Origin of the sequence: Nocardia africana NBRC 100379 (assembly GCF_001612635.1) — a bacterium.
GTDB classification, from domain to species: domain Bacteria; phylum Actinomycetota; class Actinomycetes; order Mycobacteriales; family Mycobacteriaceae; genus Nocardia; species Nocardia africana.
Genome location: NZ_BDAV01000015.1, coordinates 58321 through 80722, shown reverse-complemented (window position 1 = coordinate 80722; position 22402 = coordinate 58321). Strand labels below are relative to the sequence as shown.

Genomic DNA, 22402 nt, shown 5'->3' with positions numbered 1-22402 from the left:
GGTCTGGCCCCGGTGAGAATGTGGGGACCCAGTCAACTCGCAAGTCCGCACGGCGCAAGGGGGATCCACGATGGCGGTAGTCGCCGGCGGTGTGTTCATCGACTGGGAACAACTGACCGGACAGTCCAAATTCGTCGTGGATCTGATCACCTTCCCGATCTTCAGTGCGGTGGCCGGCTGGCTCACCAACTGGACCGGTGTGCTGATGTTGTTCTGGCCCTTGCAATTTCGCGGCGTCCGGATCCCGGGGCTGCAGGTGCTGTATCCGTATTTCCCCCGCCGCGTGCAGGTGCTGCCGACGTTTTCCGGCGACGGTAGACAACTCGGCTTCCAGGGCTTCATCCCCGCCCGCGCGGAGAAGATGGCCAGCATCTGCGTGGATATGGCGATCATGCGGATCGGCAGCCCGCGCGATTTCATCCACGAACTCGATCTGGAAGGTATCGCCGACTACATCGCCGACCGCGCGCACGAACAGTTGCAGCAGATCGTCGACGATGTGATGTACCGGGAGAATCCGGAACTGTGGCGGGCCGTGCCGCGCCCGGCCAAACAGATCCTCTATCAGCGCATCGACCGCGAACTGCCGAAACTGTGCCGCCGCGGATTCGAGCAACTCGGCGACAATGTCGACCAGCTGATCGACATCAAGAGCTTCGTCATCCGCTATCTGCGGGCCAATCCGGAGATCCTGAAGGATCTGACCACCACGATCGCCGCGCCGGAGTTGCGGTTCATGGTGCGGATCGGGCTGCTCGGCGCGCCCTTCGGTGTCCTGCTGGCGCTGTACATGCATGTCCACTACGACATTCCGGTGATCGGCTGGATCCCGGGATGGCTGGTGGTCCTGGCCGCGGCCGCCACCATCGGCGTGCTGGTGAACATGATCGCCATCAAGATGGTGTTCGAGCCCGGCGATCCGCAGCCGCGGTACAAATACCTCTGGCGTCAGGCGCTGCTGGCCAAGCGGCAACCGCAGGCCGCCGACGACCTCGCCCAGATTCTGGCCTATCAGGTGCTGACCCTGCCGAATCTGGCGGCGGAACTGCTCGACGGGCCCAACGGAGACAAGACCCGTCAGCTCGTCGAACATCTGATCGCCGACGAGATCCGCACCCAGCTGGGACCCACGCGCTCGGTGGTGCGCGCCGCCTTCGGTGCGCGGCAATTCGACAACCTGCAGGTCGGCGCCGCCGGGGCCGCGGTGAGCCTGGCGCCGAGCCTGGTGCAGGACGAGGCCTTCGCCCTGGACCAGGCCAAGAAGATCGACGAATTCGCGGCGCGCAAACTCAAGCAGCTCACGCCCGGTGAGTTCATGGAGATGTTCTACGCCTCGGTCGAACAGGACGCCTGGCTGCTGTACCTGCACGGTGCCGCACTGGGGCTGGCCGTGGGCGGCGTGCACCTGCTGATCTTCGGCTGGTGATAAATACAAGCACGCATGCTTGCATTTTTTTCGGGGCGTTGCCATGCTTTCCGTCATGGCTGACCTAGAGGCGCTGCTCGACGACTTCGAGGCCGAATGCGCGGACCTGGACCGTCTGGTCGCCCCGCTGGAACCGGCCGGCTGGGCGCGCGAGACTCCCGCCCCGGGATGGACCATCGCCCATCAGATCGCTCATCTGACCTGGACCGACGAGGTTTCGACGATCGCGGCCACCGATGCCGCGGCGTTCGCCGAGCTGCTGCGCGAGGCCACGACGAAGATCGCGACCTTCGTCGACGACGCGGCCGCCGAGGTGGCGACCACACCGCCGCCGGAACTGCTCGAGCGGTGGCGTCGAGGCCGGGCCGGTTTGGCGAAGGCGCTGCGAGCGGTGCCCGCGGGCACGAAGTTGCCCTGGTTCGGGCCGCCGATGAGCCCGATGTCGATGGTGAGCGCGCGGTTGATGGAGACCTGGGCACATGGTCAGGACGTCGCCGATGCGCTGGGCGCGGAGCGGACGCCGACGGCGCGCCTGCGCAATATCGCGCATATCGGCGTGCGGACCCGCGATTTCGCCTACACCGTGCACGGTCGACAGGCTCCCGCGGAACCGTTCCGCGTCGAACTCACCGCACCGGACGGGTCGGTCTGGAGCTGGGGTCCCGAGGATGCCGCGCAGCGCGTAAGCGGTTCGGCGTGGGACTTCTGCCTGCTGGTCACGCAGCGCCGGCATCGTGACGATCTACCGCTGGTCGCTACGGGAACCGACGCGGCGGAATGGTTGACGATCGCGCAGGCCTTCGCCGGGCCGCCGGGATCGGGGCGCGAAGCGGGCCGATTCGCCTGACTTGCGGGTGCGGACTTCCGGATAGAGCGGGCGAGCGCCGACTCAGGGTGCGACGTGCTTGTGGCCGACCGGACGCCGTTGGCCGGAGGACTTCGAGACCGCAGCTCGAAGTTGACGCTCGCCAGCCTTCTCGGGTTACCCGGGGTCCGACGGGCGCAAACCTGGGCACCCGCCGGCGATCGGCGGCGCACCGGCACCGACCGGATGGCGTGAACAGCGGTTTTCACGCCGCTACGCCCGCTGTTGTGATCTTGACCGCAGGGCCTCGGAATCCCCTTGCGCCGGGCAGTAACCTGGACATGCGTACGACTTTCAACGGTGCGGGTCGGCCACGAGGGGAACCAGGGGAGAGGGAAGGACGCACCGCCATGGCTCAGTCCACGCAGTCCCGGTCCACCGGCCAAATTCTGCAACACACCGCTGTCGTGCTCGCCGGAATGGCGAGTATCGGCCTGACCGTCGCCGCCGGAACCTACGTCGTCAACCAGATCGGCGGCGCAGGCCTGCCGGCCGTCATCGGATCCGGCGAGCGGGGCGACACGCTCGTCCCGGCGCCCGGCACCCACCGATCCGAGGCGTCACCGAACACCGCCCCGGCCACCACCGGTTCGTGGGAGCCGGCCGCGGCGTCGCGCCGCCTGCCGGCCTTCGCGGCCGAGGCCGCGCCGGCGCTTCTCCTGCCGGAACCGGCGGATCGCTCGCCGGACACCGAAACATCATCGGCGACAACCGGTCCGGGCGGCGTCGGGGGCCGCCTGAACCTCGCCGGTGAAACCTACGTCGGGGCGAATCTGTCCAGGACACAACAGCATTCGTTCGCCGTCACCTTCGACACGAATGTGCCGTCCGCCCTGGGCGCCAACGGCTCCCCGGATCATCAGCCGGGCGCCGCGCCGAATACGGTGACCCAGTTCCGCACCGACGTCGACGTGCACAGCGGTGAGTTCAGCGTCGCGATGAGCGATCCACTGCTGGGCCGGCACGACGTACAGGTCCAGCGGCACGCGCGGCCGGCTCCGGTGCCGTCGCAGCATCCGCAGCAGATCGACACGGACCATGCCGGGTCGACCACGGCCGCACCGGATTCCACGCAGGCATAGCGTTTCGACACCCTCCCGGCCGGGTACCGTCAAGGTGCCTGGCCGGTTGTCGTCTGTGCCCGCTCCCATCGAGCACACTCGAAACGAACTGGTCGTTTGCCGCATTTGTCCTCGTCAGCGGTTATTCGCCACTCGACGTGCGGAGCGCACGTTATTCCCCGGTAACCGTTCAATAAAGAGGAATTCTGTAGTACTTTTGTGGCCAAGCGTGGAACAGGGAGGGCCTATGGGCCACATCAGGTACGCGAGCGACGTCGGGGCTCCGGTGGAGGTCGCATTCACGTACACCGACAACCATCTGTTCGTCCCGGATTGGATGTTCGGTATCGCAGCGTTCGAACCGGTCGGCGAGGCCGGCCACGGACCGGGGGCGGTCTACGCGGCGACGTTCCGGCTCGGGCTGTGGCATCCCACGGTCGACTGTGAGATCACCGAGTACCGCCGCAACGCGGTCATCGGGTACACCCTGCGCAGGCGCCGGCCGGGGAAGGTGGCGCCTGCGCAGGACCAGGAAGCCCGGCCCGCGCTGGCCACCCTGACGCTGCGGTTCGATCCGCTCGGCTACGGCCGGTCGGTGCTGACGTCGGAGGCGGACTACCCGCCGGCGCGCGGCTGGCCGGCCGCCAAGGTCATCGATGCGCTGGCCCAGGCGGCGGTGCGGCGCAGCGAGTCACAATTGCGCAGGGAGATCGAGGAATTCCACGGCACGGATCTTGTCGGCCGGATTGCGTAGGGTACCGGTCATGATCATCGTGAGCACCGACGGATCCTGCCTGCGCAATCCTGGCGGCGCCATCGGCTGGGCGTGGGTCAATCATCAGGGCAGTTCGGCCAGCGCCGGCGCGGCCTCCGGCACCAACCAGGTGGCCGAGCTACGCGCGGTGCTGGAGGCGATCCGCGCGCATCCGGGTGCCGAACCGCTGTTCATCGAGAGCGATTCGCTGTACGCGATCAAATGTGCGTCGGAATGGCTACCGAGCTGGCGGCTCAACGGCTGGCGCACCGCCACCGGCAGCGCGGTGAAGAATGTGGAGCTCGTGCAGTGGATCGATCACGCGATCGCCACTCGCCCGGGGCCGGTGCGGTTCCGCTGGGTGCGCGGGCACGTCGGCAACTACTACAACGAACAGGCGGACAAGCTCGCCGGTGAGGCCGCCCGCGCCGCCGCGGGCCGGGCCGATGCGACGCCGAACGGTATCGACGATCTGCCGCCGTTGCCGTCCGCGATGCGCACCGCCGCACCCGCCGAGACGATGTCCGACACCGCCGCCACGACGCCGCTGACGGTCGTCGTCACCGACAAGCCGGCGTCCCGGCGGAAACGCGGGCGCGCGACGGCCGAAACCGCGGACTCCCTCACCCTTTTCTGACCGGGCACGCGTCAGGCCAACTGAATGGCTTCCGGCGGTGGTGGGTCGGCCCACCGCCGGAGGCGCCCGGTTGCCGCCACCTCGAACGCGTTCCGGCCCCGCGACGGAAACCGTCGCGGGGCCGGAACGCGTTGTCTTGTAACCGGATTCAGTTACCCGGCTGCGGAGCCGGTGCGGGCTGGGCTCCGCCGTTGGCCTGCGGGCTGGTACCCGGGGCCGGCTGCGGCGCACCCGGCGCCGGACCGGACGGACCCATACCCTTGGTGACCGGCGAGTCGAACTTCGCGACGAGCCACTTACCGTCGTGCTTCTCCATCTGGGCCACGCCCGGGATGGTCAGCTTGTCCGGCTGCGGGACGGCCTGGTTGGTCTGCTCCTGCGTGATCACCAGCACCACATTGGCCTGGCTGTCGTTGCCGGACTCCCACGCGCAGTGGATCTCGTCCAGCTTCGACTTGGCCTGCACGCTGACCATGGCCTGCTTCAGCGTGTCAGAGGCGCCGCTGAAGAACTTGCCCCACTCACCCGTCGAGAGATCGTTGACGCTCTTGAAGTAGGCGTCGAGATCCTTCGAGTCGTAGCTGGCCACGGCCTTGCCGAAATCGCACGCAGCCTTGGTCGAATCGTCGCGTGCGGCGAGCTGATCCTCGCGATTGTCGGCCTTCAGATAGAAGACCACCACCGCGGTGATCGCGGCCACCAGCAGCACACCGGCGGCGAAGGCCGCGACGATCGGAACCCACGGAGTGCTCTTCCCGGAGGACGACGCGCCGGCGGGAGCCGGAGCCGCCGACCCGGCCGTCGGCGCACCGGACGAGGCCGGCTCCGCGGTCCGGAGTTTCACCGTCTCGTCCGCAGCGGCGGCCTTCGCGGTATCGGCATCCTTGGCGGCAGCAACCGACGAGTCCGACTCGAACTTGACCGTTGCGTCCGCGGCGGTGCTGTCTTGCGCCGCGCCGACCTTCTCGGTCGACTCGGCATCGTTGTTCGCCTTGTCCTTGGCGGTGTCGTCATCGGACATGAATCGATCTGTCACCTTCCCGGCATGTGGAAACCACGCCGTATGTTTCGGGCCACTCTACTTACCGCACCGGCTTCGGGGTCCGAGCGTTCGGATCGGCACCCGACGGCATCTGCGCTCCGTTGTTCGGAACGTCGGGCCGCGGCGCGTTCGCCGAACCACGGATCTGCTGGTCCGGAGGTGCGTTGGTGCAATAGTTCCACTTCGGGAACGAGCCGTCGGTCGCGACATACGGTGCGACCGGCGCGTGTGAGTACTGGCAGAACGGGCGCGGCCAGATATCGAGGATCGTATAGAACTCCCCGTCGTGGGCCGGCACCCCCATGGCCGAACTGCCGACGACCAGTGACGGGAACAGCGCCCGCAGCGCCGGCAGCCGCAGCTGCGCCGCCTTGGTGACGGCCACGAAGTTGGTCGCCAGGCTGGTGATCGGATCGGTGGTCTCGTCCAGCGTCGCACCCAGCGACTTCATCTGCGCCGGGGCCTGGTCCAGCACCTTGCGGAGTTCGTCGTTGGCGTTGTTGAACTGGGTGAACAACGTCGACGAGTTCTGCGTCAGGGTGCTCAGATCGGGCTGCGCGTTCGACGTGGTCGACGCGATGGTGCGCAGGTTGGTGAGCAGATTGGTGGTCTGCGGCAGCAGATTGTCCAGACCGGCCGTCACCAGGCTCAGCGCGTCGACCATGTCACGCAGCTGATCCGGTCCGCCGCTGAGCGCGGTGTCGAGTTCGGTGAGGATGGTGCTGAACCGGTCCGGGTCGATCTGATCGAAGAATCCGCTGGCGTTCTCCAGCACCGCCGACACCGGGGTCGGGGTCTGCACCTTCTGCGGATCGAACGGGATCACCGAACCGTCGGTGAGGTACGGGCCCTGGTCGGTCTCGGGCTGGAAGTCGATGTACTGCTCACCGGCGGCCGAGAGGGCGTGCACGACGACCTGGGTGGCCTTCGGAATCTTGTACCGGGTGTCGATCTGGGCCTCGGCCGCGATCGAGGCGCCCCGATCCGCCAGCTTGATCGAATTCACCTTGCCGACGCGGAATCCGCGCAGCGTGACGTCGTTGCCCGGCTGCAGACCGCCGGAGCGGTCGAGTGCGACCGTGACCGTATAGGTGCTGCGCAGCGGATTGATCCGCATGACGTTCACCGCCAGGTACGTCGCGCCCAAGACGAAGGCGATCACCAGCCCGATCGTGGACATCAGCAGTTTGTGTCGCAGCAGCCAGCTCATCGATGGCCCCCTGTCACTCGGCCGTAGACGATCTGCAGCACCTGGATCAGACTGCCCGCCATGTCCTGCAGATCGCGCAGATCCCAGAACTTGCTGTGCGGCGGGTCGGTGAGCAGGCCGATGTCGAGCTGGGTCAGGGTCGCGGCGACGGCGAGGGTGTTGCCCTTGAACGACGCGTCGACCTTGGGCCGGATCTCGTGCAGCGCGTCCAGCGCCGGACCGAGGTCGTTGCCGGCCCGCGACAACGCGTCCATCAGCTTGTGCACGTTCTCGAGCAGGCTCGCCAGCTGATCGTGGCTGGTCTCGGCGTAATCGCCGAGCGCCGCGCTGGTGGTGGAGATCTTGCCGAGCAGATCGCCGATCTGCTTGTTGTTCTCCGCGATGGCGCCGATCATCTGCGGCAGCGAATCCGCCACCTGGCCCAGCTGGTCGTGATTGGCCTCGATGGTGTTGGTCAGCGCGTCGAAGCCGTTGAGCGTGCTGTCGATGCGCTCGCTGTTGGCGTGCAGCGTGGTGACCACACTCGTCATCTGCTTGATCAGGCTCGCGAGCTGCTCGGGCCGGCCGCCGACCACCGAATCCAGTTCCGAGGTCAGCTTGGTCAGCGCGGCCACGCCGCCGCCGTTGAACAGCATCGAGACCGAGAGCAGCAGTTCCTCGACGGTGGCACCGGCCGAGGTGTGGTCGATGCCGATGGTGTCGCCGTCCTTCAGCATCGGCGTGGTCTCGTCGGACTTCGGCTTCGACAACGCGACGAACACATCGCCCAGCGGAGTGGCCTGCCGCAGTTCGGCGGTGGACTCGCGCGGCAGCGTGATGTCCTTGCGGACGTTCATGTCGACGATGGCCTGGTAGTTCTTGGTCGCGATGTGGGTGACCACACCGACATCGGAACCACCGATCTTGACCTTGGCCTGATCGGGCAGGTTGAGCGCGTTGGCGAAAATCGCGTGCAGGGTGTAGGTCTCACCGGACTGCCCCGGTTTGGGCAGCGGCAGGCTCTCCACGGTCAGACCGCAGCCGGAGGCCGCCACGGCCGCCGAGACGCCGAGGGCGAGCCAGGTGCGCCGCAGGCGCGTCGATGCCGTCATTTCGTCAGTCCCAACAGTGCGGCGGACAACCCGAGGTCGGGCCCGAAATCCTCGATCTTGCCGGTCCGGCAGCCGTCGGCCCTCATCTGAATGCGTTCACAGAACAGGCTGACGATCTCGCCGGACAGTGCGGTGCCGATTACCGCGTGCAGGCGTACGAAGCCGCGGTTGCGGTCCATCGAACGGTCCAGGTTCTGCAGCAGCAGCGGCGCCACGTCGACGGTCTCGACCACGCCGGCCGCGTTCTGCCGCAGCTGGTCGGTGACCTTGGTGAGTCCGGTGAGGCTCTCCGACAACTGGCTCTGGTACTGGCTGAACACGCCGCTGGTGTTGGACAGGAAGTCGTTGAGTTGATCCAGCGTGGCCTGCAGACCGGGCGCCTGCTCGGCCAGCAGCGACGACATCTGGGTGACCTTGTTGCTGAACTCGCGTACCGACTGGTCGTTGTCGGCCAGCATCGAGGTCAGTTCGTTGAGCTTGATGATGATGGTCGAGATGGCGTCCTTGTTGTCGACGCCGACCTTCAACGCACCCGAGAGCGCGTTGAGCGTGTCGCGGATCCGCTCACCTTGGCCGTTGACCATGTCGTAGAGCAGCGTGCCCGACAGCGGTCCCTGGCTCTGGCCCGGCGCCGGCTTCAGCGCGGCGGTGAACTGGTCGATGGTCTTGATCATCGTGTCCAGTTCCACCGGGGTGCGGGTCTGCTGCACCGTGAGGTGCGTATTGTCCGGCAGCTTGGGCCCGCCGGTGTACCGCGGGGTCAGCTCGATGTGCCGGTTGGTCACGATCGAGGGCGACACGATCGCGGCCGTCACATTCTTCGGGATGTCCACGTCGTGGTTCACCGTCATGTGCACCTCGACGAACTCACCCTTGGGGATGATCTTGTCGACCTTGCCGACCTCGAGCCCCAGCACGGTGATCGGATTGCCCTCGAACACGCCGGCGATATTGCGGAAGTCGGCGGTGATGTGGGTCGAACCGCCCATCGCGTTCTGCACCGAACCGCAGCTGCCGGCCACCAGGACGGCCGCGCCGATCGCGACCGACTTGGTGGCACGGGCCAGCCATTTGTTCAGCATCATCCCTTGCACCCCTCGATCACTCGGGCGAAGCACAACCAGTTGTCCGGGAACAGCCACGGCACACCGACCTCACCGTAGGGGCCGTTGCCGAACACGTTGTTGAACTGCCGCAGCGAGGCGGGCATGATCGTCAACAGTTTGTCCAGGTTGTCCTTGTTCTTCTGCAGGCCCTGGGCCATCGTGTTCAGCTGTTCGATGGTCGGTCCGAGCTGGTTGTTGTTCTCCGCGCCGATCTGCTGCAACTGCTTGGTCAGGGTCGCGGTGTTGTTCAGCAGTTGCTTGAGCAGCTCCTGGCGTTCCATCACCCGGCTGGCGATGGCCTCGCCCTGGGTGATCACCAGCAGCAGGCTGTTGCGGTTGTCGCCGAGGATCTTGGTGACCTTGTCCAAATCCTTGAGCAGACCGTCGACCTGGTCGCGCCGATCGTTGATGGTCTTGGCCAGCGCGCCGACGCTGTCGAGCGCCTGTGCGGTCAGCTGCGGCGAACCGTCGATCTGATCACCGAGCACCTTCAGCGACTCGGCCAGCTTCTGGGTGTCGAGCGCCTCGAACTTCGGGGTGCCGATCTGCACCACGTCGGCCAGGTCGTAGGGAACCTTGGTGTTGGACTTGTGAATCCGATTGCCCGGCAAGCCCTTACCGTTGCCCGGGTCGAGATCGACGTAGCGCGCACCCAGCAGCGTGGCCATCTTGATCGAGGCGCGGGCATCGGGGCCGAGCTTCACGTCGTTGTTCACGTGCAGGGTGATCAGCACGTGGTCACCCTCGAGTTTCGCCCCGGCGACCGTGCCGACCGGCACACCGGCGAGGTTGACCTTGTCACCGGTCTGGACGCCGGCGGTCTGCACGAACTCCGCCTGCACGTCCTTGGTGCCGACGCCCAGCTTCTTGTAACCGCTGGAGACCACGAGCAGCACCACGATGAGGACGGCGCCGATGACGCCGAGCCAGAAGAAGCGGTTGCTCTCGAAACGATTCCTGATTCGCCTACCGAATGTCGTCATGGGCGGCACACCGCCGAGTGGTTGGGTCCGCCGATCTGGCTGACCAGACCTCGCGGCAACAGCACCCCGTACAGCGAAACGTCCAGCGTGCACAGATAGGCGTTGGCGTAGGCGCCGTCGGAGGTGAACTTGCCGACATCGGCCAGGATGCCCGGCAGATCGATCGCGGCCTGATCCAGTTTCGAGCCGTTGTTGATCAGCATGGTCAGCGCGTCGGTGGACGAGTTCTGCGCGGCCGCGATCTTCGGCTGCACCTGATCGACCATATTCACCAGAGAGGATGTGGCATTCGCGATCTGGACGGTCGACGCCTGCAGGGATTGTCCCTGCTCGTAGAGCCCGCCGATCAGCGCGCGGGTCTGGGTCACCAGTGTCTCCAATTCATCACCTCGTTTCGCCAGTCCCGACATCACGCCCGACAGTTTGGTGATCACGTCGGCCAGGATGACGTCGCGTCGCTGGAAGTCACCGGCCACCGCGGCGGCCTGGGTGATGAACGAACTCAGCGACACACCGTCGCCCTGCAACGCCTGGATGAAGGTGTTGGTCAGGTCGTTGACCTGCTGGGGTTGCAAGGTTTCGAACAGCGGCTGAAAACCGTTGAGCAGACCCGAGATATCGAACGAGGGTTCGGTGCGCTCGACCGGGATGGTCGCGTTGTTGCGCAGTGCCGAATTGTCACCCTTGTTGCCCGGCGCCAGCGCCACATAGCGCTGGCCGATCAGATTCTGGTATCGGACAAGGGCTTTGGTGTTGCCGTACACGGTCTGATCGCTCTGCACGATGAACGACACCTTGGCCTGGTGCTGCCCTTCGACCTCGATCTTGGTGACCTTGCCGACGCGTACGCCGGCCATCCGGACGTCGTCGCCCTCCCGCAGGCCCAGCACATCGGTGAAGATCGCCGAATAGCTGTGTGTGGAACCGTTCACGGTGCGCGCCAGCGTATTCCAGATGACCACGGTCACCAGGACCGAGACGATGGCGAAGATACCGAACCCGATCAGCGGTTTGCGAATACCTCTCATCAGCTGGCACCGCTTTCGGATACTTGCAAGGTTCCACCCCTCAGGATCGAGCTCAGCAGCAGATATTCGGCAGTCGTCGGCTCCCGGCCGAGCAGCGCGCTCATCGCGTCACGTCCGGTGTAGTAGGCGATCGGCCCCGCGGCCGGCTTCTGCCCGTCCGCCGCCGGAGCAGCGGCCGGAGCCGGCTGCGGCGCGGGGGCCGCGGGCGCACCCGGCAGGCCCGGCAGCTGCGGGAACAGACCCTCCAACGGAGTTCCGGCGAACGGGTTGCCCGGCTTGGGCGCCTGCTGCGGAGCGGCCGTCTGCGCGGTGTCACCGGTCGTGACGCCCGGGATGGCGGGCAGACCCGGCATCGGCGGCAGCTTGGGCAGCCCCTGCGAGGCGTCCAGCGTGCGCGGCTTCAGGGCCGGTGTCGGCGGGCCGATATCGGAGACCACCGGGGCGGTGCCACAGCTCGGCGCCGCGAGGTCGCCGTAGCGGGGGCAGTCGGACCGGTCGTACGGCTTGTACGGCGTGAAGGTCAGGCCCGCGTTCCAGATCATCTGCTGCTGCGGACCCCAGTGGAAGGTGGTGCTCAGCTTGCGGACCGAGGCGTTCAAGCTCGCGATGGCCTGCGGAATCGCGTTGGGGTCCTCGGTGAGCGCACCGAACATGTCACCGGTGCCCGAGGTCAGCTGCTTGCCGACGTCGGGGTTGCGCGCGAACAGGTTGTTGACCTTGTCGATGGTCGCGGAGGTGCCGGTGATGAGACCGGCCAGCTCACTGCGCTTGTCGGCGATGGTCTGCGCGGTCTTCACCGATTCCGACAGCGTCGTCATCAGATCCGGCGCGGACTGGTTGAGCGCGTGGAACGAGGCGGAGAAATCGTTCAGCGTGCCTTCCGGATTCGGCACCGCGGCGCGGACCTGGGTGAACCAGTTGTCCAGCCGCTCGACGGTGGAACCGGGTACCCGGCCGCTGCCGTCCAGTGCGTAGGACAGGGTGCTCAGCACCCGGCCCAGCTGCATGGGGTCGATCTTGTTCAGAATCGTGCGGACCGTGGTGAGCGTGTCCTGCAGCGCGATGGTGCCCTGGCTGTGGTCCTCGGCGATCTGCGAACCGGCCTTCAGCGAGGCGTTGTCGGGACCGTTGTAGACCAGTTCGACCGAGGTGACGGCGAACAGGTTGCTGGGGACGACGCGGGCGGTGACATTGGCCGGGATATCGGAGATGTAGTCCGGCTTCATGTTGATGTGCACCTGCTGCAGCTCGCCCTTGGCGGCCACCGACACATCCTTGACCGCGCCGACCAGCACGCCGCGGAACTTCACGTCCGCCTGCGCGGGGAGGCCGTCACCGGTGGTGGTCAGGTTGGCGGTGACCTCCACCTTCGGGTTCAGGATGTAGCCCTTGTAGCGGGCCATCAGCAGCGTCAGCGCCGCGGCGACGACGACGATTCCGCAGACGCCCGCGATGAGCAGCTGCCGCATCGTCGGTCCGCGGCCACTCGGATCGATGATCATATTCAGGCCCCTATCCCGAGATCCTGATGCCCGGGTTCACTCCCCAGATGGCCAGCGTCATGAACAGGTCGGCGAAGACGACCGCGATGATGCAGAGCTTGATCGCACGGCCCGCGGCCACACCGACGCCCTCGGGACCACCCGAGGCGAAGAAGCCGTAGTAGCACTGGATGAAGGTCGTGATGGCCACGAAGAGAATGGCTTTCAGCAACGACCACAGCACGTCGTGCGGTACCAGGAATTGATAGAAGTAGTGCTGGAAGGTGCCCGACGCCGTGCCGCCGATGAACCCGACCGTGATGGAACACGACAGGTAGGCGACCGGCAGCGCCAGGCAGTACAGCGGCACGATCGCGATCATCGCCGCGATCATCCGCGTGCTGACCAGGTAGGGCAGCGGCCGGATCGCCTGCGACTCCAGCGCGTCGATCTCCTCGGCGATGCGCATCGAACCCAGCTGGGCCGTGAACCGGCAGCCGGCCTGTGCGGCGAATGCGAGGGTGGCGAGCATGGGCCCGAGCTCACGGGTGGTCGCGAAGGCGGAGATCGCACCGGTCAGCGGGCTCAATCCGAGCAGATTCAGCGAAGTGTAGCCCTGGATGGCGACGGTCATACCGCCGAAGGCACTGAGGATGAGAACCACGCCGATGGTGCCACCACCGACGATCAGGCTGCCGTTACCCCAGGTGACGTCCGAGAGCAGCCGCCAGACTTCCTTCGGATAGTGCTTGAGCGCCAACGGCATCGAGCCGATCGAGCGCAGGAAGAAGAAGACCTGGTGACCGACCCGCGCGAGCCAGTCCCGCGGGGCGCCGGCGGAGCTGCGGATCCGCTGTAGAGGCCGCAGTAGCGGCGGAACATAAGTTGACGACACCGGCTCAAACCATCTGTGGGGGGAACAGGGCGTTGTAGATCTGCGTGATGATCAGATTCGTGCCGAACAGCATCAGCGCGGACAGCACCACGGCGGTGTTGACCGAGTTCGCGACACCGCCCGGGCCGCCGCGGGTGTTCAAGCCCGAATCACACGCGATGATCGCGGCCAGCAGGCCGAAGATCAGCGATTTGATCAACGCCACCAGCAAATCGCTGGTCACCGCGAACGACGCGAACGTGCCGATATAGGAGCCGGGGGTGCCGTTCTGGGCGAAGATATTGAAGATGTAGCCGGTCAGGAAGCCGACGAAGATCACGAAGCCGCACAGCAGCACCGACACCAGCATGGCGGCGCCGAGCCGGGGGGCCACCAGCCGGCGCATCGGGTCGACACCCATCACCTTCATGGCGTCGATTTCCTCGCGGATGGTGCGGGAGCCGAGGTCGGCGCAGATGGCCGAGCCGACGGCACCGGCGATCATCAACGAGGTGACCAGCGGCGCGCCCTGCTGAATGATGCCCAGGCCGTTGGCCGCGCCGATGAACGAGGTGGCGCCGACCTGCTGCGCGACCGAACCCACCTGAATGGAGACGATGACGCCGATCGGAATTGCGACCAGCAAGGTAGGGGCCGCTGCGACGCTGGCCATGAATGCGCACTGCCGGACGAATTCACCGAACGGGAAGCGACGCCGGAAGATGGCGACGAACAGTTCCGCGACCGCGGAGAAGCCCATCGTGATCTGTCGGCCGAAGGTCTCGAGAGACCGCTTGGGGTGATCCTGCCAGTACGCCTTCGTCCAGTCCGCCGCGGCACTCGTTCTCGATGGTGAACTAATTGCCCCCGACCCGTCCGGACCGTTGGTGACTTGCACTGGCTACCCCTCTCGACGCCGGTTACCCGCCCCGACGACTGTTTCGCTTGAGGCACCTTACTACGGAGTTAGGAAAAACACAGCACAAAGTGTGGCTGTGGTCATAGACCCAGATCACGTTGGTTCCGGGCCTGTGATCGGGCACACCCGACTGGTATCGATCACAAAGAACACGACCATTTCCTAGAACAGGTTCTAGTTTACTGATCGGATGTCCAACTCGAGATCCAATACCTGTTTTATCGGATTGAAATTCTCGTTATTAAGATTTGCCCCCGAATACTGACGAAAGCCTATAGCGAGTACCCGCGAAACAGCTGTCGTCGCGCGCAGGTGTCGCATCCGGCCGGCCTCGTAGGTGTCGTCGCGCGGCCACGGCATCGATCCAGCAAACTGCATGCGCATACCGGGCGCACTCCGGCCCGACAACTGCAAGGATGTAGTGCGACAAGGCTGATATCGTGCGGACTTCCGACGTCTGGAGGGAAATGTTCAACACACTCGTCAGGGCGGCTCGTGCCGCCTTCGCCGTAGCTCTGGGCGCGGCGCTGCTCGGGACGGGCGCGGGGGTCGCGCAAGCCGGTCCCGGATCGCCGGTGATCGGCGGCGGCTCCGGCATCATCATCGACAACCAGTTCGAGTGCACCGTGACGACCATCGGCCACGACGCCGGTGGCCGCCTGGTCGGCCTGACCGCCGGTCACTGCGGCGAGGCGGGTTCCGAGGTGTGGTCCGAACAGGACCGCGGCGCGGGCGTGATCGGACATTTCGTCTATTCCAATCACGATCTGGACTATGCGGTCATCCAGTTCGATCCGGGCCACGTCACTCCGGTCAATCGGATCGGCAATGTGACGATCACCGGGATCGGGGCGCCGGCCCAGTTCCCCAGCATCGTCTGCAAGGAAGGCCGGACCACCGGTAACACCTGCGGCCTGGCCTTCGGCGACATCTTCCAGACCGACGAGACATGGTCGGAGATGTGTGTGGTCGAGGGCGACTCCGGCGCTCCCGTCGTGATGGGCTCCACCCTGGTCGGCATGGTGAACGCCTACCTGGCGGTGGCCTGCTTCGGGCCCGAGGTCGGCACCAACATGACGGCGATCGTCAATGACATGAACGGGCGCGGTGGCGCCGGGGCGGGTTTCGCGCCGATCTGATCGGTGGCACGACGACCCTGGTAACGGGCGGCGATTCGGGTATCACACCGGAGTCGCCGCCCGTTTTCCGTGCCCCGGGCGGGACCGGCCGCGCGGCGCGGATCGGGTCGGCCGCCGCGGGGTGCGGTTATGGTGAGGGCTGCCGGCCCGAAAGGAGCACTCCGTGAAGGTGATGAGCGCGATCACAGGTTGGGCCGTCGCGGCCGGGGCCGCGGTGTGCTGGGCCACCGGCACCGCCTCGGCAACCACCGTGCACTGCGATACCGACCGCACCCGCGATATCACGATCGTCGCCGGTACCACGGCGTGCCGCGCGATGGGCGACGAATCCGGGCACGCTCGCTCGGCGGGAATCGATGGTGTCGGCTATGCCAAGGCAACCACGGGTGCGATCGCCCTCGGCCTGGGCGCCGGCGGTGGGGTCGGGGCCAGTGAGGGCGCCGCCGGGCTGCCGGTCGCGGTCGGTATGGGTCCCGACGCCCTCGCCTTCACCTCGCTCGCGCCGGAGGCCGTCCCCGGCCGGATCGGACTCTCCTTCGCGATGAACGGCTCACAGGCGCAGGTGGTTTCGGGTGAGCGCAGCACGGTCTGTCTCGGCTCGGCGGCACTGGCATGGGATTCGCGGACGGGCGCGCTCTGTCTCGCGACGCCGTTCGGGCTGTGGCAGGTCCCGGCGGGCACTGAGCACGATTCCCGGGCTGCCCTACCCTGACGGGTAGGGGTAACGACGCCGCGACCACGCGGCGGCAGGAGGTCGACACACGGTGGATCCGGCACGTTCGGAGCAGGCAGACGAGGCGGAATCGGCCCGGGTGGCGCGGACCGCCGATACCGACGACGCACAGCAGATGGTCATCGACCCGCGATTCGTGCCGGTCGTGCACCATTTCTTCCGGATGTTCCCGCGGCCCAACCGGGGCGGGGGCGCGTTCGCGATATTCCTGCACGGGCGGCCTGTCGTCGATGTGTGGGCCGGATGGTCGGCGCCGGATCAGCGCTGGCAGTCCGACACGGTGGCCTTGAGCTTCTCCACCGGTAAGGGTGTGGTCACCACGGTGCTGCATCGAATCGCCGAACGCGGGCTGGTCGATTACGACGCGCCGGTGGCCGACTACTGGCCGGAATTCGCCGCGAACGGCAAACAGGACATCACCGTACGGGAGGTGCTCACCCATCGCGCGGGACTGCACAAGGTGCGCGGCCTGGCCGCCGACGCCGACGGCATTCTCGACTACGACGCGATGATCGCGGCGTTGGCGGCCGCCGAACCGGATCCGCGCCGGTTGCAGGGGTCGGGGTATCACGCCGTGACCTTCGGCTGGCTGGTCGCGGAAATCGTGCAGCGCGCGACCGGTGAGCCGTTCACCGAGGTATTGCGGCACGAGATCGCCGAACCGCTTCGGACCGAGGAGTTCTGGTACCGGGTGCCCGAATCCGAGCGGCACCGCATCGCCCGCACCTTCCCGCGGTTGCGCATACCCGGGCTGCGCTGGGATACCGCCTCGAAGGTGATCGCCCGCAGCCGCGCAGTGGGTGCGATCGCCGAGGCCGGGATGCCGGCCGGCTTCGATGTGCTGGTCGGCGATTCGCGAGTGCACGACGCGGTGATGCCCGGCTTCAACGGGGTGTTCTCCGCTCGTGCCCTGGCCCGGATGTACGGGGCCCTGGCGAACGAGGGCCGGGTGCTGCTGCCGGACCGGACCTGGAGCGAACCGCTGCTGCGCCCGGAGACCATCGAGAACATCAACCATGTGCAGCGCAGTGAACATCGCGACTACGTCATCGGCGTACCCGTGCCGTTCACGCTGGGATACCACCGGCCACCGATCGCCTCCCGGCGCCCGCTGCGCCGGGCGTTCGGCCATTACGGCGTGGGTGGTTCCGGTGCGTTCGCCGATCCGGAATCGGGCATGTCGGTCGCCTTCGTCACCAATCGCCTGGGTAATGCGCTGAATACGATCGGCGACGGGCGCCTGGCCCGGTTGGCCGCGGAGGCCCGCGCGGCACTCGGCTGACGGCGGCGCGCGCGGACCGCGTCTCGCGTCGAACCCGGCGCCGGGCTGTCTCGTGTGCTGGGTATGCGCGCAGCTACAGCAGGCCGGCACCGCACACCGCAGATTTCCGGCGAACGGGCCGCGCCCCGGCAGCCGCGGTGGGTCGCGGCGCACGCGCTGGCGGCCGGAATAGATTTCGATCGCTACTTCCGGCTGCGTCGCGCGCACGACGGTGATCCGTTTCTGGTCCGGTTCCCGGGATTCGGCGCGGTATTGTTCACGGGAACACCCGGCGGCACAAAGGAATTACTTCGGTCGCCGATCGGAATTCTGCATCCGCCGCAACCGAATCCCATTGAACCGCTGATCGGTTCGGCCTCATTGATACTCGCTCGTGATCAGCGGCATCGCGGCGATCGGACGGTGCTGACGCCCGCATTTCATCGCGCTCGAATTGCACAGTACGGCACGGTAATTCGGGACAGCACCCGCGATGAGCTGTCCGGCGCCGGCACCGGTCCGGCGTGGTCGCCGGGGACGGTGGTCGATGCGCGGGTGGCGGCGCGGGCGCTGACGCTGCGGGTGATCCTCACCCTGATCTTCGGGGCCGACGACCCGCACCGGCGCGACACCTACACCGCGGCGGTCGGCGAGTTTCTCACCGCCTTCACCGGGCCGCTGATGCTCGTTCCCGCCTTGCGGCACAGCGCATTCGGGTTGTCACCGTGGGACAGGTTCGCCCGGGCGCGCGCCCGGCTGGACGCGCTGCTCGATGCCGACATCGCGGCCCGGCGGGCTACCGGTACGCCCGGTGACGGCGCGCTGGGTGTGTTGTCGAGCGCCCGCCACGACGACGGCAGCGGCGTGAGCGACGCCGATCTGCGCGAACAACTGCGCACCCTGTTGGTGGCCGGTCACGAGACCACGGCCACGAGTCTGGTGTGGGCGCTGTTCCGGTTGCACCGCGATCCCGGCGTGCTGGCCCGGCTGCGCGCCGAATTGGGTGCGGTGGGGCCCGACGCCGATCCCGGGGATCTGGCCGGCCTGCCGTATCTGAGTGCCGTGTGCCAGGAGACGTTGCGACTACATCCGCCGGTGCCGATCGTGCTGCGGCGGTTGACCGCACCGCACACGGTATGCGGAGTGGAATTGGCCGAGGGGGACACGATGGGGGTCGCGATTCCGCTCGTGCACTCCGATCCCGGCACCTGGGACGAGCCCGACCGGTTCCGGCCCGAGCGGTTCCTGGATCGCCGGTACGGGCCGTTCGAATACCTGCCCTACGGCGGCGGCCATCGGCGCTGTCTCGGCGCCACCCTGGCCGACTACGAGCTGCGGATCGCGCTGGCCACCATCGTCTCTCGCGTCGAGTTGTCGCTGCTCCCACGCTATCGTCATGGCCGAATTCCGCGCTCGGTGCCGCACAACATCGCGACCGGTCCACACCGCGGAATCCGCTTCAGGGTGGAGGGAATCCGCCACTCATGAGGTGATTTACCTCACAATGAGGTTTGCTGGGTATCGATCCGGCTCTCCTCCGCCCGTCCGGACCTCGAACCCGACTCGCCGATGCGAACGGGACTTTCACCCTGTCACCACTACGCCGCCTGCCCATGGTGACGCATCGCACACGCGCGATGCGGACTTCATAACTGGCGGAACGCAATTGGCCGATGCCCGCGAGAGATGTAGTAATGGATGCCGGGCCGGGGCCTGATAGACCATTCGCGCACCCGCGCGCGAATATTCCTGTGCGCCGTGGCGCGCGATCTAGGTGGGAGAGGACGAAACGGCTGTGCGCACCACAACCTGTCGGAAGCCCGTTCGGGACGAGACCAGCCTGTCCAAGCGGACCGGCCTGTTAGCCCTCGCGGCGACCTCCCTGGCGGTGACCGCCGCCGGTGCCATCGCCATGGCGCCCGCCTCGGCAGCGCCGCTGTGGCCCGGTGGACCCGATGTTCCCGGCGCTCCCGCTGTCGTGCAGGCGCCGCAGCCCGAGCCCGGTGCCGCGCCGGTGAAGAACCCGCCGCCGCTGCCGCAGGCGAATTTCGCCGCGCCGAGCATCAGCCCCGGCGACGGCGACGTGGTCGGCGTCGCGCAGCCCATCATCATCAACTTCAAGGATCCGGTCGGCGACCACGCCGCGGCCGAGAAGGCCATCCGGATCACCTCGAGCAACGCCACCCACGGCCACTTCTACTGGCGCGGTGACAAGCAGGTGCGGTGGCGGCCGGAGGAGTTCTGGCCCGCCAACTCCGACATCACCGTCGAGGCCGGCGGCACCAAGGTCGCCTACAAGGTGGGCGATGCGGTCGTCGCCACCGCCGACGACGCGACCCACACGATCACCGTCACCCGCAACGGCGAGGTCATCAAGACCATGCCGACCTCGATGGGCAAGAAGGACCACGAAACCCCCAACGGCACCTACTACGTCGGGGAGAAGAACCGGAAGATGATCATGGACTCCTCGACCTACGGGGTTCCGATCACCGATCCGCAGGGCTACAAGCTCGAGGTCGAGTACGCGACCCGGCTGTCCAACAGCGGCATCTTCGTGCACGCCGCCCCGTGGTCGCTCGCCCAGCAGGGTGTGTCCGACTCCAGCCACGGCTGCCTGAACGTCAGCACCGAGGATGCCCAGTGGTTCTTCGAGAACGCGCAGAAGGGTGATCCCGTGGTGGTGACGAACTCCACCGGAAACTTCAGCGCCGGCGACGGTATGGGCGACTGGAGCTAGATGCGACGTTGTCCGATAGCGGCCCCGGAGCGATTGTGCTCTGGGGCCGTTGTCGTTGCCGCGGCATTGCGCACGGCGCACTGTCGCCGAATCCCACCGGTGGACGCGCTCGGCCACTTAGTATTCGGCGCATGACCCGGGTGTCGGAGACCACCCTCGCCGACCGGAGTTCGCGCACATCGTTCAAACGCCCGGCGACGGGACTTCACCGCGTGTTCGCACGAGAGCGGCAGGCTGCGAATGTGCGCCGACCGCCCGAACGGGTATTGCCCCAGAATCGGCAGCGCGGTCTGTGGCGGCGGCCGTGGGGCGACTACGGGCTGTTTCTGGTGCTGGTCGTGCCGAATCTGGTGCTGCTCGGGCTGTTCGTCTACCGCCCGCTGGTCGACAACATCCGGCTGTCGTTCACCGACTGGAATCTCGCCGAACCCTTCGCGCACTTCATCGGAGTCCGCAACTACCGCGAGTGGTGGACGCGGGCGGACACCTGGCAGATCGTCGGCAATACCGTGATCTTCACCGTCTTCGCGGTCGGCGGCAGTATGGCGCTGGGCCTCGCGCTGGCTCTGCTGCTCGATCGGAAACTGTTCGGCCGCAATGTGGTTCGCTCGGTGATCTTCGCGCCGTTCGTGATCTCCGGCGCGGCGGTCGGGGTGGCGTTCCAGTTCATCTTCGATCCCGGCTTCGGGCTGGTGCAGGATCTGCTGCACCGCATCGGAATCACGAATGTGCCGGATTTCTATCAGGATCCGCACTGGGCGCTGTTCATGGTGACGGTGACCTACATCTGGAAGAACCTGGGCTACACCTTCGTCATCTATCTCGCCGCACTGCAGGGGGTACAGCGAGAACTGCTGGAGGCCGCCGCGATCGACGGCGCGGGACGCTGGACCACCTTCACCCGGGTACTGCTGCCGCAGCTGCGGCCGACGACGTTCTTCCTGTCGATCACGGTCATGCTGAATTCCCTGCAGGTATTCGACATCATCAACGTGATGACGCGCGGCGGACCACTGGGCACCGGCACGACCACCATGGTCTATCAGGTCTACCAGGAGAGCTTCCGTAATTTCCGCGCCGGATACGGTGCCACGGTCGCGACGATCATGTTCGTGGTGCTGCTGATCATCACGCTGATCCAGGTGCGAGTGATGGATCGAGACGAATGACGAGCACGACGACAACGCCCGCCACCCGCAGCCGGCAGCGGAAACGCCTGCTGGCAACGGTTTTCGGCTATGCGGCGATGGTGTGCGTGCTGATCGTCGTCGGGGTGCCGCTGTTCTGGATTCTGATCACCTCGTTCAAAGCGCGACCCGATATCTACACCCAGCCGGCGGTGTGGTGGCCGCGCAGTTGGCATCCGGAGAACTATCGCGAGGCCACGACCACGCTGCCGTTCTGGACCTTCCTGCGCAATTCGCTCATCGTCACCGCCGTCGTCTCGGCGGTCAAATTCGCGCTGGGCGTATTCAGCGCCTACGGCCTCGTGTTCCTGCGCTTTCCGGGTAAGACGCTGATCTTCCTCGCCATCATCGCCGCCCTGATGGTGCCCAACCAGATCACCGTGATCTCCAACTACGCCCTGATCGCCCAGGTCGGATGGCGCAACACGCTGCTGGGCATCATCGTGCCGCTGTGCGGCGTGGCATTCGGCACCTTCCTGATGCGCAATCATTTTCTCTCCCTGCCGGTTTCGGTGATCGAGGCGGCACGCATCGACGGCGCGAACTGGTGGCAGCTGCTGGTCCGCGTGGTGCTGCCGATGTCCGGCCCGACGATGGTGGCGTTCGCGGTGGTCACGCTCGTCAACGAGTGGAACGAATACCTGTGGCCGTTCCTGATGGCCGACGATGCCGGCGTCGCGACCCTGCCCGTGGGATTGACGCTGCTACAGAACACCGAAAATCCCAGTGTCACCAACTGGGGGCCGGTGATGGCCGGAACCCTGCTGACCATGCTGCCGATTCTGGTGGTGTTCGTGCTGCTGCAGCGGCACATGATCAAGGGCCTCACCACCGGTGCCGTCAAAGGCTGATTCGCTCGAGGAGA

General features: G+C 66.5%; 21 protein-coding genes. 12 read left to right on the top strand and 9 right to left on the bottom strand.

Features of this window, described 5'->3' with window-relative positions:
• Positions 1 to 70: 70 nt before the first annotated feature.
• The 5 genes from NA3_RS26820 (at position 71) to NA3_RS26800 (ending at position 4743) form a co-directional block, all read left to right on the top strand.
• The gene (locus tag NA3_RS26820) at positions 71 to 1426 is read left to right on the top strand and encodes a DUF445 domain-containing protein (protein ID WP_062966430.1); all 1356 of its coding nucleotides are present in this window, start codon (positions 71 to 73) and stop codon (positions 1424 to 1426) included.
• A 55-nt stretch (positions 1427 to 1481) separates the two neighbouring features.
• Positions 1482 to 2273, top strand: coding sequence for a TIGR03084 family metal-binding protein (locus NA3_RS26815; protein ID WP_062966429.1), 792 nt, complete (start codon positions 1482 to 1484; stop codon positions 2271 to 2273).
• A 368-nt stretch (positions 2274 to 2641) separates the two neighbouring features.
• Positions 2642 to 3373: a hypothetical protein gene (locus NA3_RS26810; RefSeq protein WP_062966428.1), complete on the top strand. Its 732-nt coding sequence runs from the start codon at positions 2642 to 2644 to the stop codon at positions 3371 to 3373.
• 226 nt (positions 3374 to 3599) lie between these two features.
• A complete protein-coding gene (locus NA3_RS26805; protein WP_062966427.1) occupies positions 3600 to 4106 on the top strand; it encodes an SRPBCC family protein in 507 nt (168 codons plus the stop codon).
• Positions 4107 to 4116: 10 nt separating this feature from the next.
• Entirely contained in the window at positions 4117 to 4743 is a 627-nt protein-coding gene (locus NA3_RS26800; RefSeq protein WP_062966426.1) for a ribonuclease H family protein, read from the top strand.
• A gap of 148 nt (positions 4744 to 4891) precedes the next feature.
• Here NA3_RS26800 and NA3_RS26795 read toward each other — a convergent pair whose 3' ends face one another.
• From NA3_RS26795 to NA3_RS26755, 9 genes are all read right to left on the bottom strand, one after another.
• Positions 4892 to 5764: a hypothetical protein gene (locus tag NA3_RS26795; protein WP_062966425.1), complete on the bottom strand. Its 873-nt coding sequence runs from the start codon at positions 5762 to 5764 to the stop codon at positions 4892 to 4894.
• A gap of 61 nt (positions 5765 to 5825) precedes the next feature.
• Positions 5826 to 6995 carry an MlaD family protein gene (locus tag NA3_RS26790; RefSeq protein WP_062966424.1) on the bottom strand — a complete coding sequence of 390 codons (1170 nt, stop codon included), beginning with the start codon at positions 6993 to 6995 and terminating at the stop codon, positions 5826 to 5828.
• Positions 6992 to 8086, bottom strand: a complete 1095-nt coding sequence (locus tag NA3_RS26785) for an MCE family protein (RefSeq protein ID WP_062966423.1) — start codon at positions 8084 to 8086, stop codon at positions 6992 to 6994. Before NA3_RS26785 ends, NA3_RS26790 begins: the two co-directional genes overlap by 4 nt.
• Positions 8083 to 9171 carry an MCE family protein gene (locus NA3_RS26780; protein WP_062966422.1) on the bottom strand — a complete coding sequence of 363 codons (1089 nt, stop codon included), beginning with the start codon at positions 9169 to 9171 and terminating at the stop codon, positions 8083 to 8085. The genes NA3_RS26785 and NA3_RS26780 overlap by 4 nt, the downstream gene beginning before the upstream one ends.
• On the bottom strand, positions 9168 to 10175 hold the full coding sequence (locus NA3_RS26775; protein ID WP_062966421.1) for an MCE family protein: 1008 nt from the start codon (positions 10173 to 10175) through the stop codon (positions 9168 to 9170). The genes NA3_RS26780 and NA3_RS26775 overlap by 4 nt, the downstream gene beginning before the upstream one ends.
• Positions 10172 to 11203, bottom strand: coding sequence for an MCE family protein (locus NA3_RS26770; protein ID WP_062966420.1), 1032 nt, complete (start codon positions 11201 to 11203; stop codon positions 10172 to 10174). Before NA3_RS26770 ends, NA3_RS26775 begins: the two co-directional genes overlap by 4 nt.
• Entirely contained in the window at positions 11203 to 12705 is a 1503-nt protein-coding gene (locus tag NA3_RS26765; RefSeq protein WP_062966419.1) for an MlaD family protein, read from the bottom strand. Before NA3_RS26765 ends, NA3_RS26770 begins: the two co-directional genes overlap by 1 nt.
• Before the next feature lie 10 nt (positions 12706 to 12715).
• Complete coding sequence (locus NA3_RS26760) at positions 12716 to 13579, bottom strand: ABC transporter permease (RefSeq protein WP_030514081.1); 864 nt, start codon at positions 13577 to 13579, stop codon at positions 12716 to 12718.
• Positions 13580 to 13583: 4 nt separating this feature from the next.
• Positions 13584 to 14420, bottom strand: coding sequence for an MlaE family ABC transporter permease (locus NA3_RS26755; protein ID WP_062966608.1), 837 nt, complete (start codon positions 14418 to 14420; stop codon positions 13584 to 13586).
• Between the two features lie 524 nt (positions 14421 to 14944).
• On the opposite strand from NA3_RS26755, the gene NA3_RS26750 reads away from it, so the two are divergent.
• The 7 genes from NA3_RS26750 (at position 14945) to NA3_RS26720 (ending at position 22388) form a co-directional block, all read left to right on the top strand.
• Positions 14945 to 15616 (top strand): chymotrypsin family serine protease, encoded by a 672-nt coding sequence (locus NA3_RS26750; RefSeq protein WP_062966418.1) that lies wholly within the window; start codon positions 14945 to 14947, stop codon positions 15614 to 15616.
• Positions 15617 to 15788: 172 nt separating this feature from the next.
• A complete protein-coding gene (locus tag NA3_RS26745) occupies positions 15789 to 16328 on the top strand; it encodes a DUF6764 family protein (RefSeq protein ID WP_227995638.1) in 540 nt (179 codons plus the stop codon).
• 136 nt (positions 16329 to 16464) lie between these two features.
• Complete coding sequence (locus NA3_RS26740) at positions 16465 to 17631, top strand: serine hydrolase domain-containing protein (protein ID WP_062966607.1); 1167 nt, start codon at positions 16465 to 16467, stop codon at positions 17629 to 17631.
• A 63-nt stretch (positions 17632 to 17694) separates the two neighbouring features.
• Entirely contained in the window at positions 17695 to 19098 is a 1404-nt protein-coding gene (locus NA3_RS26735) for a cytochrome P450 (protein WP_084491920.1), read from the top strand.
• Between the two features lie 352 nt (positions 19099 to 19450).
• A complete protein-coding gene (locus NA3_RS26730) occupies positions 19451 to 20350 on the top strand; it encodes a L,D-transpeptidase (RefSeq protein WP_062966605.1) in 900 nt (299 codons plus the stop codon).
• A gap of 242 nt (positions 20351 to 20592) precedes the next feature.
• Positions 20593 to 21519 (top strand): carbohydrate ABC transporter permease, encoded by a 927-nt coding sequence (locus NA3_RS26725; protein ID WP_062966604.1) that lies wholly within the window; start codon positions 20593 to 20595, stop codon positions 21517 to 21519.
• Positions 21516 to 22388, top strand: a complete 873-nt coding sequence (locus NA3_RS26720; protein ID WP_062966416.1) for a carbohydrate ABC transporter permease — start codon at positions 21516 to 21518, stop codon at positions 22386 to 22388. The genes NA3_RS26725 and NA3_RS26720 overlap by 4 nt, the downstream gene beginning before the upstream one ends.
• Positions 22389 to 22402 lie beyond the last annotated feature (14 nt).